This window comes from Leifsonia aquatica H1aii (genome assembly GCF_000633535.1).
Lineage (GTDB): Bacteria > Actinomycetota > Actinomycetes > Actinomycetales > Microbacteriaceae > Leifsonia > Leifsonia aquatica_A.
In genome coordinates, this window is the sequence record NZ_AYMR01000008.1 from 1 (window position 1) to 14,882 (window position 14,882).

The window sequence follows — 14,882 nt, forward strand, 5'->3', positions numbered from 1 at the left end:
CCCTGCCCTGCCCTGCCCTGGCTCTCCCATCGCCCCGGCGATTCCGGAGAACGGTTCCGGTCGCAACGAGGACGCCGGAGGCCCGGTGAGTCGAGCGGCGTGCCGCGCCGCGCCTCCGGAGCCGGCCGGGGAGCCTGCTCAGGTCGTCGGGCCGGGCGTCGGACTCGCGGTCGTGTGCCCCGACGCCGGCACCATCAGCACGCGGGTCGCGGTCACCGTGCTGCCCGAACGCGCGCCCAGCACGCCGACCCGGTCGCCGACCGCGAACGTCGACCGCTCGGCCGGTGCGGCCGCGGTGCCGAAGGCGGTGGAGGAGGTGAGGGTGACGGTGACGCTCGCCCCGGCTGCGGTCTGCAGCGTCCAGGTGTCCCCCGAGATCGCGGTCAGGGTCCCGCGGAGGCCGTGCGCGTGCTTCGCGTCCGCGCCCGACGTCTTCGCGTGCGTCCGGGTGGACGCCTTCGACCCGGCCGCCTGGTTCTGCGCGGCCGTCATCATCGCTCCCCCGGCCTGTCCCGCGGCGACGGCGGCGGAGACGCCCCAGGCGGTGCCGCCGGCGAGGACGACCACGGCGAGCGCACCGGCGACGAGCGCGACCCCGACGGCATGGCGGCGGAGGAAGCCGTCGGCCGGCACGGTCGCAGCGGACACGGGCGCGACGGGCGCCGCGACGGGCGCCGAGACGGGCGCCTCGGGCGTGCCCCCTACGACATCCGGGCCGGCCGCAGCGCCGGCGGCGGGAACGCCCTCCGGAGTGGTCGGAAGGGGCAGGGTCGGGTCCGTCGGATCGGTCGGATCGGTCATGCCCCCACTCTGCGATCCCGGTGTCAGGGATTCGCGAGCGGAATGTTCGAGGGACGTAAAGGCACGTCGTGGGCCAGCTCCACCGTGAAGGCCGCCCCGCCTTCCGGCGCCGACCCCACCGAGATCGTTCCGCCGAGGCGCCCGATCAGGCGCCGCGCGATCGACAGCCCGAGACCGGTGCCCACCGGTCGCACGTCACGGTAGCGGTCGCGGAGCACCCCGCGCTCGAACGCGATCGCCTCCTCCCCGTGCCCGAGCCCGGGACCGCCGTCGCGGACGTCGACGGCGACCCCGCCCGGGACCGCTCGTGCGGCGAGGACGATCGGCGCACCCGTCGGCGTGACCCGCAGCGCGTTCTCCACCAGCCCGTCGATCACCTGCCGCAGACGCATCTCGTCGGTGACGATCGGCAGCGCCTCCGCGGGCAGCTCGGTGTGCAGCGCGACGCCGACGCGGGAGCAGGCGCCCGCCCACGCCTGCTCGGCCCGCTCGATCGTCCCGCGGGCGTCGAACTCCTGCGGATCGATCGCGAAGTCGTCCGCCTCCAACCGGGACAGCTCCAGCAGATCGTCGACGAACCGACGTAGACGCTCCGACTCGGCGGTCAGGGTCGCCCCGATGCGGGCGGTCTCCGCGGCGGGGACGACGCCGTCGGCGAGGGCCTCGGCGTAGCCGCGGATGGCGGTCAGCGGCGTTCGGATCTCGTGCGACACCGACAGCAGGAACTCGCGCTGGCGGTCCTCGCTGGCCGAGAGCGCCGCGTCGAGAGTGCGCAGCGCCTGCGCCACCTCGTCGATCTCGGTCACCCCCTGGTCGGCGATGACGACGCCGCGGTGCCCGCCCGCCAGCTCCCGTGCCCCGTCGGCCAGCCGCGTCATCGGCCTGCCCAGCCGTCGGGCGAGGAGCACGCCGGCGACTGTCGCCACCGCGAGACCGATCAGCAGGGCGACGATGATCCAGCGGATGAGGTCGGCGTTGCCGGCCGCGATGTCGGCGACGCGGCGCACCCCGACGACCCCGCCGCCCGACGCCGCCGGGATCCCGACGAGGACCGCATCCTTGCCGCCCAGGGTCGTCGTCGTGGAGACCGTGCGTCCGGCCTGCAGATCGCGCACGACGCCCGGGTCGACGGAGGCGCGCGCCGGCCCGCTCACGGTGCCGTCGGCGGCGACCACGGCGAACCGGTCGCCGAGCACCGTGAGGCGCTGCGTCAGCCGGTCGAGCCGGGTGGAGGTCGTCGCCGCGTCGTCCACGAGCGCCACGGCCTGCGCCTTCAGCTGCTGGCGCGCCTGGCCCTCGGCGACCGACTGCACGACCTGGACGGAGACGAGCGCCGTGATCAGCACGGCGATCAATGCGACGGCGAACGTCACGACCACGATGCGCCCGGTCAGCGACGCCGGGCGGCGACGGCGCTCAGCCATCGGCGTCCGCGACGCTGTAGCCGACCCCGCGGACCGTGCGCAGCATCCCGGCCGCCTCCCCCAGCTTCGTCCGCAGCTGGGCGACATGGACGTCCACCGTCCTGCTGCTGCTGTAGTCGGCGACGCCCCAGACCGACGAGAGGAGCTGCTCCCGGGTGAAGACGCGTCCCGGCTGGGACAGCAGGTGCGCGAGGAGGTCGAACTCGGTCGCCGTCAGCTCCACCCGGCGCCCGGACACCTCCACCCGGCGCGTCCCCGCGTCGAGCGTCACCGGACCGAGCCGCCGCGCCGGGGCCGCGGCCGCGCCGGAGGACCGTCGCACCAGTCCGCGCACGCGGGCGACCAGCTCGCGCGGCGAGAACGGCTTCGTCACGTAGTCGTCGGCTCCCAGCTCCAGGCCCACGATCCGATCCACCTCGTCGTCGCGCGCGGTCACGAACACCACCGGCGTCCAGTCGCCGCGTCCGCGCAGCGTGCGGCAGACCTCGATGCCGTCGGCCCCGGGGACGCCGATGTCGAGGACGATCGCCACCGGACGCAGCCGGACGACCGCATCGAGGGCGCGTCGGCCGTCCGTCTCCACGTGCACGCCGAACCCGGCGCCGGAGAGGTACAGGCGCTCGAGATCGCTGATCGTCGGCTCGTCCTCGACGATCAGCACGAGGCCCCGCTCTTCACCCACCCGCCCATCATCGCCGTGATGCACGACCCGCGACGCCGATCGGGACCGGTTTCAGGGCGGTCTTACCGTTTCTTTACATTCGGCTCTCACGACCCGAACGCGCGAAGAGTGCACTGCACACCATGAAACGTCCACGCCCGCTCTCGCCCTCCGGCCTCGCCGTCGTCGCCGTGGCCGCCCTCGTCCTCGCCGTCGGCACCGCCGCCGGCACCGCCGCGCTCACCGCCTCCGCGGTCACCGCGACCGCTCCGGTCCGGGTCTCCACCGCCGGCTTCCCCGCCGGAGGCGGCGACCCCGGCATCTTCACCGACAGCTGCACGCGCAGCACCACGGCGCCGAACGACCCGATCATGATGCCCGGGATGACCGGGATGTCGATGCAGCACGACTTCTTCGGCAACACGGTCGTCGTCGCCTCGTCGACCGCCGCGACGCTGCGCGGCGGCGCCACGACCTGCTCGACGGGCGCCGACGCCTCCGCCTACTGGACGCCCGTCGTCTACCAGCACGGCGCGGCGCTCGTCCCCTCGCGCACCCTGCTCTATTGGCGCGCACCCTCCGGCATCGCGTCGGCGACGCAGGCGATGCCGGAAGGCATCAGCCTCATCGCCGGCGACGAGACCGCGACCGCACCGCAGGCCGTCTCCGTCGTCGACTGGACCTGCACCACCACGGCGCAGGACCCGAAGCCGACCCGCGCGGCCCTGCCGCACGACTGCTCAGGAGGTTCCCAGCTGCGACTCGTGATCACGTTCCCGAACTGCTGGGACGGGCGGACGATGGACGGGCGGGACCGTTCGGGGGCCGTCTACGCGTCGACGACGGGCTGCCCCGCCTCCCACCCGGTGCAGATCCCGCAGATCGTGCTCCACGTCACCTACCCGACCGCCAGTGGAGAGGGCATCACCCTCTCCACCGGCCCGCAGACCCAGGGGCCGCCGGTCACCGGGCACGCCGACTTCGTCGACGGCTGGCAGCAGCAGCGGATGGCCGCGGACGTCACCGCCTGCGTGGACGCTCAGGTGCGCTGCGGGCCGGTGCGCGGCGCCGACGCCGTGCCGCAGGGGGGAAAGGTCCGCTGATCCGAAGCCGGGCACCGGTTCATCGTCGTCCACCCGGAGGTCACGGTTCGGTCACTCTCAGGAAACGTTCGACCAACCCCGGGAGTTCGCACAGAGCCGCTCCTTACGCTCCCACCTCATGACGACGCAGCCGCTCAGGGTCGGCCCGCTGACCCGGCGCCGCCTGGAACAGCGCGCCCGGCACGATGCCGAGGCGCTCCGCGGCGCGCCCGCACCCGAAGCGGGCGCACCCGCGACGATCGCCGCCCTGCAGGCCCGCGCCAACGCCTACGCCCGCCGCGAGGAGCAGCGCTTCCACCGCCGAGTGCGGCGCGAGCTGACCGAGCACCGCCTACTGTCGGCCGCCATCCGCACGGATCTCGACGCCTTCGACGATCGGCTGGACGCCCTGCCCCCGGCCGAGCGCGATCACGCCCGTATCGCCGTCGGCGACGGCCCCGCCTACGCGGATCTGCGCCGGCTCGAACGACGCATCGCGCGCGGGCACCGCCGCGCCGAGGAGCTCGCCGCACGCATCCACGCGACCTTCACCGCCGCCCGGCTGCGCGCCGCACGGCACTTCGACCGCTCGGACGAGAAGATCGCGGTCTACTGGGGCGCCTACCGCGGCGCGCTGCCCCGGGAGACCGCCGAGCGCGAGCCGGTGCGGGCGGGGACGCCCGAGCTGCACCGCTCCGACTGGCTGACCACGCGCACCGACGCGCTCGAACACTGGCAAGGGGGAACCGATGGCCAAGCGTGACCGGCTGACCGAGTACCGCGTCCCGAACGTCTCGCGGCTGCGCCGCCGCATGCTGTGGAGGCTGCGGCGCCTGCGCGACGCGGTCGACGTCGAGACGTTGGAGGTCTTCGAGCACGAGCTCGCCGCCTTCGAGCGCGCCGGCGCGGCCGAGCTGGAGCGCCAGCGCACCCGCAACATCGCCGTCTGCTCCGACCGCGTCGCCGCGGCGCAGTCGCGCGAGGAGCTGATCCGCAGCGCCCTCGAACGCACCGAAGCCGAGATCCGGCGCGCCGACGAGGCCGCGGAACGACTCGACGCCCGCCTGCTGGGGAGCGATCCCCAGCTCCACAACTACGCCTGAGGAAGGAAGGACGCCATGGCCAGGGACATCGTCACCCGCCCGCCCCGTCACCGCCCGTCCGTCGGGCATCTCTCCCCCGTCGCGCACGTCTTCGTCTATGTGCTGCTCGTCGCGATGCTCGCGGTCGACTACATCCTGCTCGCGCAGGCGCTCACCCTGCTGCTGCGCAACGACAGCCAGTACGGCTCGATCGGGCTGCAGATGTACGTCATCACGCTCGGCATCTCGCTGGCGGTCGTGACCATCCCGCACGCCGTCGCCATCGTCCTGCGCCGCGTGCAGGCGCGCGTCATGGCCCGGGGCTGGATCCCCGCCGCCGTCGCCCTCGCGCTGGTCTGGGCGGCACTGCTCGCCGCGATCACCGTCGCGCGGATCAAGGCCGGAATGGACGCGGCCTCCTCCGGCGGCCTCACCGGACTCGTCGGCGGCGACACGGCCCCGACCGCGCCCGCCTTCTCCTGGACGGCACCCGACACGATCATGGCGTTCCTGATGCTCGGGGTGCTCGCGACCTCCGGCGCCGTCAGCTTCGTCGTGGCCTGGGTCACCACGAAACCGCTGCTGACCGCGGCCGAGAAGGCCCACGCGCACGCCGCACGGCTGCGCGCCCACCGCGACGCACTGCGCGGGGAGGCGGTCGCCGCCGCCGAGGCGACCCGGCTCGCCTACCAGCTGGACGCGCACGACGCCATCCGCTACACCGGCGCCCGGGTCACCTTCCACTCCCGCGTGGATGTCGTGCGGGCGCAGCTCGGCGTCCGCCTGGCCCAGCGCGAGCGGGACCCGGAGAGCACGAGCCAGATCATCCGCGAGCTGAAGGCGCGCCGCAGCGCCGCCGCGGTCGAATCGGGTCCGGGCGCGCACGCCGCCTCCACCCCGCCGCCCGAGCACCCCGCCTGGCCCGCCCAGTCCTGACCTCGAGGAGCCCTTCCGTGCCCACCCTCCCCCGCCTCCGCACCGCGCTCGCCCTCGCCGGCGCCGTCGCCCTCGCGGCGGGCCTCACCGCCTGCTCGTCCGCGACCGCCGCCGGCCAGGCGTGCGACCAGTCGTCCCCGCGCAACCTCGGCGTCGTCGCCGGCAGCACCGCCAACGCGCCCACGACCGCCCTGCCTGCGTCGGCCACCAGCCAGCTCAAGGCCGTCGGCGCGAGCAACGGCAGCGTCACCGTCGTCGTCCCCTCCGGAACGCCCCAGGTGATGGGGACCACTCTGATCGGCTCCACGGCGCAGGACGCCATCGTCTGCCAGAACGAGCAGCGCACGAAGCTGACCCAGATCACCCAGTACATCGACGGGCTCAAGGCCGCGAACCCCCAGGTGGACTTCCTCGGCGCGATCGACCAGGCCGCCCGCAACCTCGGGAAGGACCCGATGGGCGTGCTCGTGGTCGGCAGTGGCCTGCAGACCACCGACCCGCTCGACTTCGCCGGCAGCGGACTGCTCGCGGCCGACCCGGCGCAGGTCGTCGCCGATCTGACCTCCCGCGGCCTGCTGCCGACCGATCTGAAGGGCGTCACCGTCTACTGGTCCGGGATGGGCGACACCGCCGGGGACCAGCAGCCGCTGACGATCCCCGCTCGAAGCAACCTCGAGGCGATCTGGACGGCGATCGTGAAGGCGGCGGGAGGCACACTCTCCCTGCTGCCCGAGCCCGCCTCGGGCAGCGCCACCGCCGGGCTGCCGGCGGTCACTCCGGTCCCCGTGGAGTCCGTGGCCACCAAGACCGACTGGACGCACCCCGTGGTCATCCGCGACAGCGAGCTGCGGTTCACCAAGAACACGGCGTCGTTCGCCGACCCGGCGGCGGCGAACCAGGTGCTCGCCTCCCTCGTCCCGGCCATCCAGCAGAACGGCCAGGTGGTCACGATCACGGGCACCGCGTCGAAGGACCAGGCCACCAGCAACACCGCCGACCTCGCCCTGTCGCAGAGTCGCGCCGAGGCCGTCAAGACCGCACTCGTCGCCCTGGGCGTGCCCGCCGCCGAGCTGACCACGGCCGGCGTCGGCCACGACTGGTGCGGCTGGAAGCCGGAGACCGACGCCTCCGGCGCCTACTCCGACGCCGTCGCCGCACAGAACCGCACCGTCGTGCTCACCTCGGCCGGCGTCGGCCTCTGCGCCTGACGCCGCGCTGCGCTGCGCCGCGCCGCGCCGCGGGCCGCGGGGTCGCATTCCGTCGCTTCGAGCGCACCGAAGCGACGATGTGGGGCCCCGGTCTTACGGGCGCGCCGCACAGGGGTCGCACTCCGTCGCTGCGGGCGCCTCTGAACGACAGGATGCGACCCCGCTGCGAGAGAGGCGCGGCGAAAAGAGCGCCCCGGGAATGACTCGGCGACCGGACCGGTTCGCCCGAGTATGACAACCATCGGACTCATCGGTTCTGGACACATCGGCTCCCAGCTCGCCCGACTCGCGGTCGCCCGCGGCTACGACGTGGTGCTGAGCAACTCGCGAGGCCCCGAGACGCTCGACGCGCTCGTCGCCGAGCTCGGCTCGCACGCCCGCGCGGCGACCCCGGCCGAGGCCGCGGCCGCCGGCGACCTCGTCGTCGTCACCACCCCGCTCGCCGCCGAGGCGACCCTCCCCGTCGCCGAGCTGGCCGGGAAGATCGTCATCGACACCAACAACTACTACCCGCAGCGCGACGGCCGCATCCCGGAGCTCGACGACGAGTCGACGACCGTGGCCGAGCGCCTGCAGGCCGTGCTGCCGACCTCGAAGGTCGTGAAGGCCTTCAACCACATCGGCGCGGCCGCCCTGACCAGCGAGGGACAGGACGCGGGCACCGCGGACCGTCGCGCCCTGGTCGTCGCCGGCGACGACCAGGAGGCCCGCGACCGGGTGGCCGCGCTCGTCGACGAGTTCGGCTTCGACGCCGTCGACATCGGCCCCCTCGCCGAGGGATGGCGCATCCAGCGCGACACCCCCGGCTACGTCACGCGCTTCGACGCCGCCGGCCTGCGCGAAGCGGTCGCCGCCGCCCGCCGCTACCGCGACATGTAGCCTCCGCCCCACCTCCGCCCCGCACGCACATTCGGCACGAATGTCGTGAAACGCGCGTCGTTTCGCGACATTCGTGCCGAATGTGCGTGCGGGCAGGACGGCGCGCGGACGGGTTTGGTAGGATTTAGTTGACGCGACAACCTTTCTATCGATCGAGGACCCGATGCCCACCGACCAGCTGCTCGACGCCGCCACCCACATGGCCGCCCCCACGCTCCGCGTCGGCGACCTGGAACTGATGTCGTCGTACTACTCCGCCGCCTTCGCCTTCGAGGCCCTCCACGAGAAGGCCGACGCCCGCGGCCGCAACCTGCATCGCGTGCTCGGCCGCGACGGCGTGCCGATGGTGTCGCTCGTGCACACCCCCGACCTCCCGGCCGTCGACCCGCACCAGGCGGGACTGTTCCACAACGCCTTCCTCTTCCCCGACGCAGCGAACCTCGCGGCCACCGTCTACCGTGCCGCCCAGGACCCGCGCAGCCGCTTCGTCGGCTCGAGCGACCACCTCGTGTCGGAGGCGTTCTACTTCACCGACCCCGAGGGCAACGGCGTCGAGCTCTACACCGACCGCCCGCGGGAGACGTGGAAGCACGAGCGCGGACAGATCCTGATGGACACCACGTGGCTCGACCCGAACGCCTACCTGCAGTCCCACCTGGCGCGGGACGTGCTGGATGCGGGATCCACCCTCGCCGGGAGCGTCGGGCACGTACACCTGCAGGTCGGCGACATCGCCACCGCGAAGGCGTTCTACGTCGACGCGCTCGGCTTCGAGTCGACGCTCAGCGAGTTCCGGGGCGCGCTGTTCGCCTCCGCCGGCGGCTATCATCACCACATCGCGATGAACGTGTGGAACAGCGCGGGCTCCGGACCCCGCGCGGCGAGCCTCGGTCTCGGCGAGGTGGCCATCACGGTCCCGTCGCGCGAGGAGCTCGACGCTCTCGCCGCGCGCCTGCGCGAGCGCGGCCTCCCCTTCGCCGACGACGGCCGCTCGATCGTGGTCGCGGACCCGTGGGACACCCAGGTCAGCGTCGTGCTCCCCGACCGCACCGCGGACGAGGTGCTCGCCCGCTGACCCGGCTCGGCCGTCGCGGTTCGGCGGCCGATCGCACCGCCGAGCGGCTGCGCCCGCACACGACCCTCGAACACCGCATCCACCCGGGTCTCGGGCACGGTGTCACCGCTCTGGAGGTCGATGATCTGCGAGCGTTCCGCGCGACCACCCGCCCGACGACGCCGAGCCCGGCACCACCGCAGCGTGAACGCGCGAGCATGCCTTCCGATCCCCGCGGGAAAAGAGCGTTCGCGACCGGTGCACGGACTGCGCCGTCCGCCAGCGCGGCACCCCCTCGCGATCCTCCTGATCCGCTATCGTCACGAACGTAGCCGTTCGGGGAATGTGGGGAATCATGGTCTCATCTCGCGCCCTCTGTAGTGCGCTCATCGCCGCGGCGGTCGCGCTCGTACTGGCGGGTTGCGCGACCGGCCAGGCCGCGAGCTCCACCACATCATCGCGTGCCGGGTCACCGACCTCCGCCCCCTCGACGGCGCCGGCTTCGCCGACGCGGACCCCCTCCGCCACCGGCTCGCCATCGGCCGCAGAGCCTCCAGCCGCGGCGCCGGACGCAGCGGTCGGCCGGGCCGCCGCCGTCCGGGCATGCGAGTCGATCGCTCCAGGTTTCTCGGCCTCCAATGTCGCCGCGGCCCTTCCGTCGGCGGCCGAAGCGGCACGGAACGACGCGATCTGGCAGGATCTCGCGACCGATCTGGCATTCATCCACGACAATCCGATCGATCCCGCCACGGGCGAAGGACCACAGAAGACCGTGGACGACGCTTCCGCCGTCGCCCAGGAGTGCTTCTCGCGCGCTGGGGTCCAAGTGAGCCAGGACTGAGATGAATCGCACCTCCAGACGCTGGACGCTCGCCCGAGTGCTCGTCCTCGCCGTCATCTGCGCCATCGCCGTGAGCGCCCCCCTCGCTGCGCCCGCCGAGCAGGCGCGTGCGGCGCTCGCCCAGCCGGCGGAATCCGTGTGCTCCGCGACGTGCGTCAACGTGCCGCCGACCGCCCAAGCGGCCGCCCAGAGCCTGATGACCTCCTACGGCAACGGCACGCTGATCATCGAATGGGCCGAACGCGCGATCATCCCGGCCGAGATCCAGCCGATCGCCAACGGCACGATCGGCCAGACGCCGCAATGCAATATCGACACTCGCACGCTGCAGACACTCGTGATCATCATCCGCAACTACGGTTCGGTGCAGGTCAGCGACCTCAATCGCCATTGCGCCAACGACGGTGTCGCCACCTGCGGGAGCAATCCGACATCGCGTCATTGCGTCCCGAGCACGGGACCGAACGCCATGGACATCACCTACATCGGGGGTGCGAGAACGCGCGGGAACGACTCGGCGTCCAGCATCCTTCTCGGATTCCTCGACTCGTTCCTCCCGAACGGTTCGCGCGCAGGCCAAGCGTCCGGTGGCGACAACTGCGGGGTCTACAGCATGCCCGGCCTCGCCAACATCTCGAGGTTCACCGATTTCTGCACTCATATCCACGTCGACCTGGGGTCGACCACGGGCGGTCTCCGCAACCTCACTACGCGCTAGCGGCGTCACGCGGCGACGACGGCCTCCTCTTCGGCCGGGGTCACCAGGCGGGACTCGTCGGCCAGCCGTCGCCGACGCATGCTCACCGCGTGCGTCACGACGATGAGGAGCACGCCCGCCGCCGCCCACAGGGCGAGCCGCAGGCCGTCGAAGCCGAACGCCTCACCGGGGAAGTACGTGAGCGCCCGGGCCGCCTCGAGCCAGGCGGCGCCGTTCCAGAAGGTGTTGAGCCCGGAGAACAGGGCCGGCGAGAGCACCGCCTGGAAGATCCCGCCCGAGCTGGTGAAGTTGAGCATCACGAAGAGCAGGGTGAGCACCGGCGTCGTCCACTTGCCCAGCACCGGATGCAGCCCGACGCCGATGGTCACGATGCCGAACACGTAGAGCGCGGCGAGCAGCCAGATGCTCCACTCGTTGCCCGAGAGCACCCCGTAGACCGGCCCGGCGACGACGACGCCGATCCCGGCGACCACGAGGGAGGCCGCCGCGGCTACCGCCAGCCGCCAGCCGAGCGCGATGCGCGCGGTCACCGCGGCGATGGCGATGGCACTGGCGTAGGAGCCGACGCTCAACGCGACGAGCAGGAAGAAGAGACCCTGGCCGGTGCCGTCCTGGGGGCCGACCGGCCGAACGTCGTCCACCGTCACCGGGAGGTGCTGCTGGTAGGCGATGGGGAGCAGCAGCTTCTCGGCGGCGGAGGCCGTCGTCTCCGAGGCGGCGCTGGCGACGATGATCGTGGCGTGCGTGGCGTCGGTCGCGTAGGCGGCCGCGATGTCACGCCGTTCGACGGCCGCACGGGCGGCGGCCGGGTCTTTCACCGTCGTCACGTCGAGCTTCTGCGGCGCCGCGTCATTGAGGGTCTGCGCGAAGACCTGGGCCGCCGGGGTGTCGCCGACGATCGCGATCGGCAGGTCGTGCGGCTCGGGCTGGTGGAAGGCACCGAGATAGGCCAGCGCCATCCCCGTCGCCAGGAAGAGCGGGATGAGGAGGTGCGAGCCGAGAGCCTTCCAGAACGAGGCGGCCGGCCAGAAGGACGGGCGCGGCGGGACGGCGAGCGGGACGATGCGGTGGGTAGACATGGCGCCTTACGTTGAGAGTTGCATTGAGCAACACACATTGTTGCACAATGCAACCGCTATGCTGGGGCCTGTGACCGCCCGAGATGCTGAGAGTGCTGACAGGAGCGCGGCCGTCGAGCGCATCCAGTCGGAGCTGACCACGATCGCTCGCCGCGGCACCGCACGGGTGCGCCGGGAGGACGAGACCCTGTCGTTCGTCGACCAGTCCCTCCTGTCCTACATCCGGGCCAACCCGGGCTGCCGGGCCGTCGACATCGCCTCCCACTTCCAGCTCAACCGGTCGACGGTCTCCCGCCAGCTGGGAGCGCTCGCGGAGTTCGGCCTGATCGCGGGCGCAGACGCCGACACCGGGCGCGGGCACGCCCTCGTGGTCACCGAGCGGGGACGCGCATCCCTCGACCGGGCGGCGGGGAGCGTGCGCGCAGCGCTGGACGAACGGCTGGCGGGCTGGTCGGCCGACGAGCTCGCCCTGTTCGCCGGGATGCTCTCCCGCTACAACGCGACCGACGGCTGAGCGACTACGGGGCCGGCCGGTCACCCTCCGGGCGCCACTCGCCGCGCTCGTTCTCCTCGTCCTGCTCGGCCGGCGAGCGCTCCCCGAGGGAGTCGGCATCCGGGAGGGCGCCGTCCACCCCGGACCCCTTCACGCGCGCAGGCTCGTCCGGAGCGCCGGGCGTGCGTCGCATCTTGACCCCCACCGCCGCCAGCAGCACGATCGCGGCCGCTCCGAAGAAGACGAGCCCGACCACCAGCCAGGGCTGGCTGCCGGGGTCGGGCGCGGCGCCGCTGAGCAGCGCCGCACCCGAGGGGACGGCGATGAGACGCGCGGCCACCGGGGGTCTACGGCGTGACATCGTCATCACCTCCGCGCCCATCGTGGCGTGCGGAGGCGACGGGCTGCAAGGGAGACGGGCGACGACTTCGACGAACCCCGCACCCACCGGCGGATGCTGTTGCCCGGAGCAGGACCGACGGCCAGACTCGAGGCATGCACTTCGTCGAGCACGTCGACCCCCTGCGGATCCCCGCCCCGCCGGGGCCGGACGACCTCGCGCGCGAGTTCGGGCTCACCCTGCTGACCTTCGTCGAGCAGGACGCGCTGGAGGAGGCCGGCGCCGGGCGCACGGCGTCGACCATCGACGGGCGGACGACCGTGCAGGAGGTGTCCCTCAGCTACACCGTCTGGGCCAACCGGGCCGACCGGGACGATCCCGCCAACCGCGAGGACCTCTCCCCCGCCCTGCGCGCCGAGCTGGACGCCCCGCCGCGGCGGCCGTTGCCTGCGTGGATGCTCGAGGCCCGAGAGCGCATGCGCCACCCGCAGATGTGGGAGGCCGTTCGCACCACGATGGTGGAGCGGCCCGGCGCCGAGCGCCGGCCGACCGCGGCCTCGACCCTGGTCGATCACGTCAACCACATCCTCATGAACGCGTACCGCGACGAGCGCGTGCGCGGCGGCGTGCCCGGCACGGTGCAGGGGGCCGCGCACGATGGAGCCGTGGAACGGGGGATCCCCGTTCGCGTGGACGGCGTCGACATCGACGGCGTGCGGATCGACACCGACGCGCACGTCTTCGGGCTGGCGGCGGACCTCGGTGAGCGCATCCTGTCCGCGGTCATCCCGCGGCGGTTCCTCCCCGGCGTCGTCGCCGAGTTCCGCACGCGCCCGGCACCGGACCGCCCGGACCGCCCCACCGCGTGAAACCCGGTGGTCACTGCGGGTACGGCGTCTCGCCCCGCTCCAGCATGGCGACCAGCCGCTCCAGCCGATTGGCCCGGGTGGTCGCGTTCGAGGCGGTCATGATGCGGTGCAGCACCGCGTAGCGGTTCGTCCCGTTGAGCGCCGCGAACAGCTCGGCAGCCGCCGGCGAGACCGACAGGGCCGCCGCGAGGTCGTCAGGGACCTGCGCGGAGGATGCTCCCGCGTACGCGCGCTCCCACCGGCCATCCGCCTGGGCGCGGTCGATCTCGGCCTGGCCCCGCGGCCGCATCCGCCCCTCGGCCGTCAAGGCGGCGACGAGCCCGATGTTGCGCTCCGACCACAGCGAGGCCTTGCGCCGCGGAGTGAACCGCTGCAGGAACGTCGCCGCATCGAGGCTCCGCTTCTGGCCGTCGATCCATCCGCTGCACAACGCCTCGTCGAGCGCTTCGGCGTAGCTGAGGGTGGTCGGCTCCGTCGTGCCCTTCTTGGCGAGCACGAGCCAGACGCCGTCCGAGTCGTCCTCGTGCCGATCGAGCCACTCGCGCCATGCGGCGGCATCGGCGACGACGAACGGTTCCGGCACAATCGGGGTCATGCGTGCCATCGTAGGGGCGGTCACCGACGTCGCGCCTCGATGAGGTGCCGGGTCGAGTGGGCGACGAACGGACCGTCGGTCGCGATGCGGTCATGGAGCGCGCGGAGGGTGTCGAGGGACGCGTCGACGTCGAAGCCCGGAACCCACCAGATCACCTTGCGCAGGAGATACACGACGGCGGAGACGTCGGTGATCTCGATCCGCAGCCGCGCCGTCCGCAGGTCGACGATCTCGAGCCCCGCCGCGCGGGCGGCGGCCGTCTCGTCGTCGGGATGCCGGCCGCGGCGCGCCTCCGGCTGCGGCCCGAGGAAGAACTCGATCAGCTCGAACGCGCTCGCCGGGCCGACGTGCTGAGCGAAGTACGTGCCTCCCGGCTGCAGCACCCGGGCGATCTCGTCCCACCAGATCGTCGCGGGGTGACGGCTGGTCACCAGGTCGAACGCGGCGTCGGCGAACGGCAGAGGCGGCTCGTCGGGGTCCGCGACGACCGCGACGCCGCGCGGGTGCAGCAGGGCCGTCGCCCGGGCGACGTTCGGCGGCCACGACTCCGTCGCGACGGCGACCGGCGGGAAGCCCGGCGACTCGGCCAGCACCTCCCCGCCGCCGGTCTGGATGTCGAGGGAGGCCGCCGCGCGTCCCAGACGCTCGCCGAGCAGTCGCGCGTAGCCCCACGGCGGGCGCTCCTCCGTCGCGCGGCCGTCCAGCCAGCCGAAGTCCCACCCGGTCACGTCGGCCCGGCGGCCCTCGTCGATCAGCTCCTCGAACGTCGTCGTCATCGAGCCATCCTCGCAGAACCCCGCGCACCCAGGCCGGGCGGCGC

Annotated in this window: 17 protein-coding genes and 1 pseudogene; 11 read left to right on the plus strand and 7 right to left on the minus strand. The window is 73.1% G+C overall.

What is annotated here, in order from left to right; translation table 11 throughout:
- Window positions 1-138: 138 nt before the first annotated feature.
- Genes U870_RS23995 through U870_RS0107700 form a run of 3 tightly spaced genes read right to left on the minus strand, consistent with a single transcriptional unit; the run spans window position 139 to window position 2,907 of the window.
- Window positions 139-801 carry a DUF5666 domain-containing protein gene (locus U870_RS23995; protein ID WP_025156824.1) on the minus strand — a complete coding sequence of 221 codons (663 nt, stop codon included), beginning with the start codon at window positions 799-801 and terminating at the stop codon, window positions 139-141.
- 23 nt (window positions 802-824) lie between these two features.
- A complete protein-coding gene (locus tag U870_RS0107695) occupies window positions 825-2,225 on the minus strand; it encodes a HAMP domain-containing sensor histidine kinase (RefSeq protein ID WP_025156825.1) in 1,401 nt (466 codons plus the stop codon).
- Entirely contained in the window at window positions 2,218-2,907 is a 690-nt protein-coding gene (locus tag U870_RS0107700) for a response regulator transcription factor (RefSeq protein WP_025156826.1), read from the minus strand. The genes U870_RS0107695 and U870_RS0107700 overlap by 8 nt, the downstream gene beginning before the upstream one ends.
- Window positions 2,908-3,029: 122 nt before the next feature.
- Between U870_RS0107700 and U870_RS0107705 the strand changes: the two genes are divergently transcribed.
- The 9 genes and pseudogenes from U870_RS0107705 to U870_RS0107745 all read left to right on the plus strand — a co-directional run bounded on the left by U870_RS0107705 (window position 3,030) and on the right by U870_RS0107745 (window position 10,686).
- Entirely contained in the window at window positions 3,030-3,989 is a 960-nt protein-coding gene (locus U870_RS0107705) for a DUF1996 domain-containing protein (RefSeq protein WP_025156827.1), read from the plus strand.
- A 118-nt stretch (window positions 3,990-4,107) separates the two neighbouring features.
- Window positions 4,108-4,731, plus strand: a complete 624-nt coding sequence (locus U870_RS0107710) for a hypothetical protein (RefSeq protein ID WP_025156828.1) — start codon at window positions 4,108-4,110, stop codon at window positions 4,729-4,731.
- Complete coding sequence (locus U870_RS0107715; protein ID WP_025156829.1) at window positions 4,718-5,071, plus strand: hypothetical protein; 354 nt, start codon at window positions 4,718-4,720, stop codon at window positions 5,069-5,071. Before U870_RS0107710 ends, U870_RS0107715 begins: the two co-directional genes overlap by 14 nt.
- Window positions 5,072-5,086: 15 nt before the next feature.
- Window positions 5,087-5,986: a hypothetical protein gene (locus U870_RS0107720; protein WP_029947352.1), complete on the plus strand. Its 900-nt coding sequence runs from the start codon at window positions 5,087-5,089 to the stop codon at window positions 5,984-5,986.
- Between the two features lie 17 nt (window positions 5,987-6,003).
- A complete protein-coding gene (locus U870_RS0107725) occupies window positions 6,004-7,194 on the plus strand; it encodes an OmpA family protein (RefSeq protein ID WP_025156830.1) in 1,191 nt (396 codons plus the stop codon).
- 207 nt (window positions 7,195-7,401) lie between these two features.
- Window positions 7,402-8,073 (plus strand): annotated as a pseudogene (locus U870_RS0107730) (NADPH-dependent F420 reductase); the annotation flags it as partial.
- 163 nt (window positions 8,074-8,236) lie between these two features.
- A complete protein-coding gene (locus U870_RS0107735; RefSeq protein WP_025156832.1) occupies window positions 8,237-9,148 on the plus strand; it encodes a VOC family protein in 912 nt (303 codons plus the stop codon).
- 334 nt (window positions 9,149-9,482) lie between these two features.
- Window positions 9,483-9,968, plus strand: coding sequence for a hypothetical protein (locus U870_RS24640; RefSeq protein WP_025156833.1), 486 nt, complete (start codon window positions 9,483-9,485; stop codon window positions 9,966-9,968).
- A 1-nt stretch (window position 9,969) separates the two neighbouring features.
- On the plus strand, window positions 9,970-10,686 hold the full coding sequence (locus tag U870_RS0107745; RefSeq protein WP_081815220.1) for a hypothetical protein: 717 nt from the start codon (window positions 9,970-9,972) through the stop codon (window positions 10,684-10,686).
- A 5-nt stretch (window positions 10,687-10,691) separates the two neighbouring features.
- Here U870_RS0107745 and U870_RS0107750 read toward each other — a convergent pair whose 3' ends face one another.
- Window positions 10,692-11,765 (minus strand): hypothetical protein, encoded by a 1,074-nt coding sequence (locus U870_RS0107750; protein ID WP_025156835.1) that lies wholly within the window; start codon window positions 11,763-11,765, stop codon window positions 10,692-10,694.
- Window positions 11,766-11,835: 70 nt separating this feature from the next.
- Here U870_RS0107750 and U870_RS0107755 point away from each other — a divergent pair, with 70 nt between their 5' ends.
- Window positions 11,836-12,279, plus strand: coding sequence for a MarR family winged helix-turn-helix transcriptional regulator (locus U870_RS0107755; RefSeq protein WP_162819103.1), 444 nt, complete (start codon window positions 11,836-11,838; stop codon window positions 12,277-12,279).
- A 4-nt stretch (window positions 12,280-12,283) separates the two neighbouring features.
- Here the strand turns inward: U870_RS0107755 and U870_RS0107760 are convergent, their stop codons facing one another.
- A complete protein-coding gene (locus U870_RS0107760; protein ID WP_162819104.1) occupies window positions 12,284-12,619 on the minus strand; it encodes a hypothetical protein in 336 nt (111 codons plus the stop codon).
- A gap of 134 nt (window positions 12,620-12,753) precedes the next feature.
- Between U870_RS0107760 and U870_RS0107765 the strand changes: the two genes are divergently transcribed.
- The gene (locus U870_RS0107765; RefSeq protein ID WP_025156838.1) at window positions 12,754-13,467 is read left to right on the plus strand and encodes a hypothetical protein; all 714 of its coding nucleotides are present in this window, start codon (window positions 12,754-12,756) and stop codon (window positions 13,465-13,467) included.
- 10 nt (window positions 13,468-13,477) lie between these two features.
- Here the strand turns inward: U870_RS0107765 and U870_RS0107770 are convergent, their stop codons facing one another.
- Entirely contained in the window at window positions 13,478-14,071 is a 594-nt protein-coding gene (locus U870_RS0107770) for a YdeI/OmpD-associated family protein (protein ID WP_029947359.1), read from the minus strand.
- Between the two features lie 11 nt (window positions 14,072-14,082).
- Window positions 14,083-14,838, minus strand: coding sequence for a class I SAM-dependent methyltransferase (locus tag U870_RS0107775; RefSeq protein WP_025156840.1), 756 nt, complete (start codon window positions 14,836-14,838; stop codon window positions 14,083-14,085).
- Window positions 14,839-14,882 lie beyond the last annotated feature (44 nt).

Excerpts from the sequence above, each read along its gene's own strand:
- U870_RS23995 (WP_025156824.1), bottom strand. The coding sequence starts at position 801 with ATGACCGATCCGACCGATCCGACGGACCCGACCCTGCCCCTTCCGACC.
- U870_RS0107695 (WP_025156825.1), bottom strand. The coding sequence starts at position 2,225 with ATGGCTGAGCGCCGTCGCCGCCCGGCGTCGCTGACCGGGCGCATCGTG.
- U870_RS0107705 (WP_025156827.1), top strand. The coding sequence starts at position 3,030 with ATGAAACGTCCACGCCCGCTCTCGCCCTCCGGCCTCGCCGTCGTCGCC.
- U870_RS0107710 (WP_025156828.1), top strand. The coding sequence starts at position 4,108 with ATGACGACGCAGCCGCTCAGGGTCGGCCCGCTGACCCGGCGCCGCCTG.
- U870_RS0107715 (WP_025156829.1), top strand. The coding sequence starts at position 4,718 with ATGGCCAAGCGTGACCGGCTGACCGAGTACCGCGTCCCGAACGTCTCG.
- U870_RS0107720 (WP_029947352.1), top strand. The coding sequence starts at position 5,087 with ATGGCCAGGGACATCGTCACCCGCCCGCCCCGTCACCGCCCGTCCGTC.
- U870_RS0107735 (WP_025156832.1), top strand. The coding sequence starts at position 8,237 with ATGCCCACCGACCAGCTGCTCGACGCCGCCACCCACATGGCCGCCCCC.
- U870_RS24640 (WP_025156833.1), top strand. The coding sequence starts at position 9,483 with ATGGTCTCATCTCGCGCCCTCTGTAGTGCGCTCATCGCCGCGGCGGTC.
- U870_RS0107745 (WP_081815220.1), top strand. The coding sequence starts at position 9,970 with ATGAATCGCACCTCCAGACGCTGGACGCTCGCCCGAGTGCTCGTCCTC.
- U870_RS0107750 (WP_025156835.1), bottom strand. The coding sequence starts at position 11,765 with ATGTCTACCCACCGCATCGTCCCGCTCGCCGTCCCGCCGCGCCCGTCC.
- U870_RS0107760 (WP_162819104.1), bottom strand. The coding sequence starts at position 12,619 with ATGTCACGCCGTAGACCCCCGGTGGCCGCGCGTCTCATCGCCGTCCCC.
- U870_RS0107765 (WP_025156838.1), top strand. The coding sequence starts at position 12,754 with ATGCACTTCGTCGAGCACGTCGACCCCCTGCGGATCCCCGCCCCGCCG.
- U870_RS0107770 (WP_029947359.1), bottom strand. The coding sequence starts at position 14,071 with ATGGCACGCATGACCCCGATTGTGCCGGAACCGTTCGTCGTCGCCGAT.
- U870_RS0107775 (WP_025156840.1), bottom strand. The coding sequence starts at position 14,838 with ATGACGACGACGTTCGAGGAGCTGATCGACGAGGGCCGCCGGGCCGAC.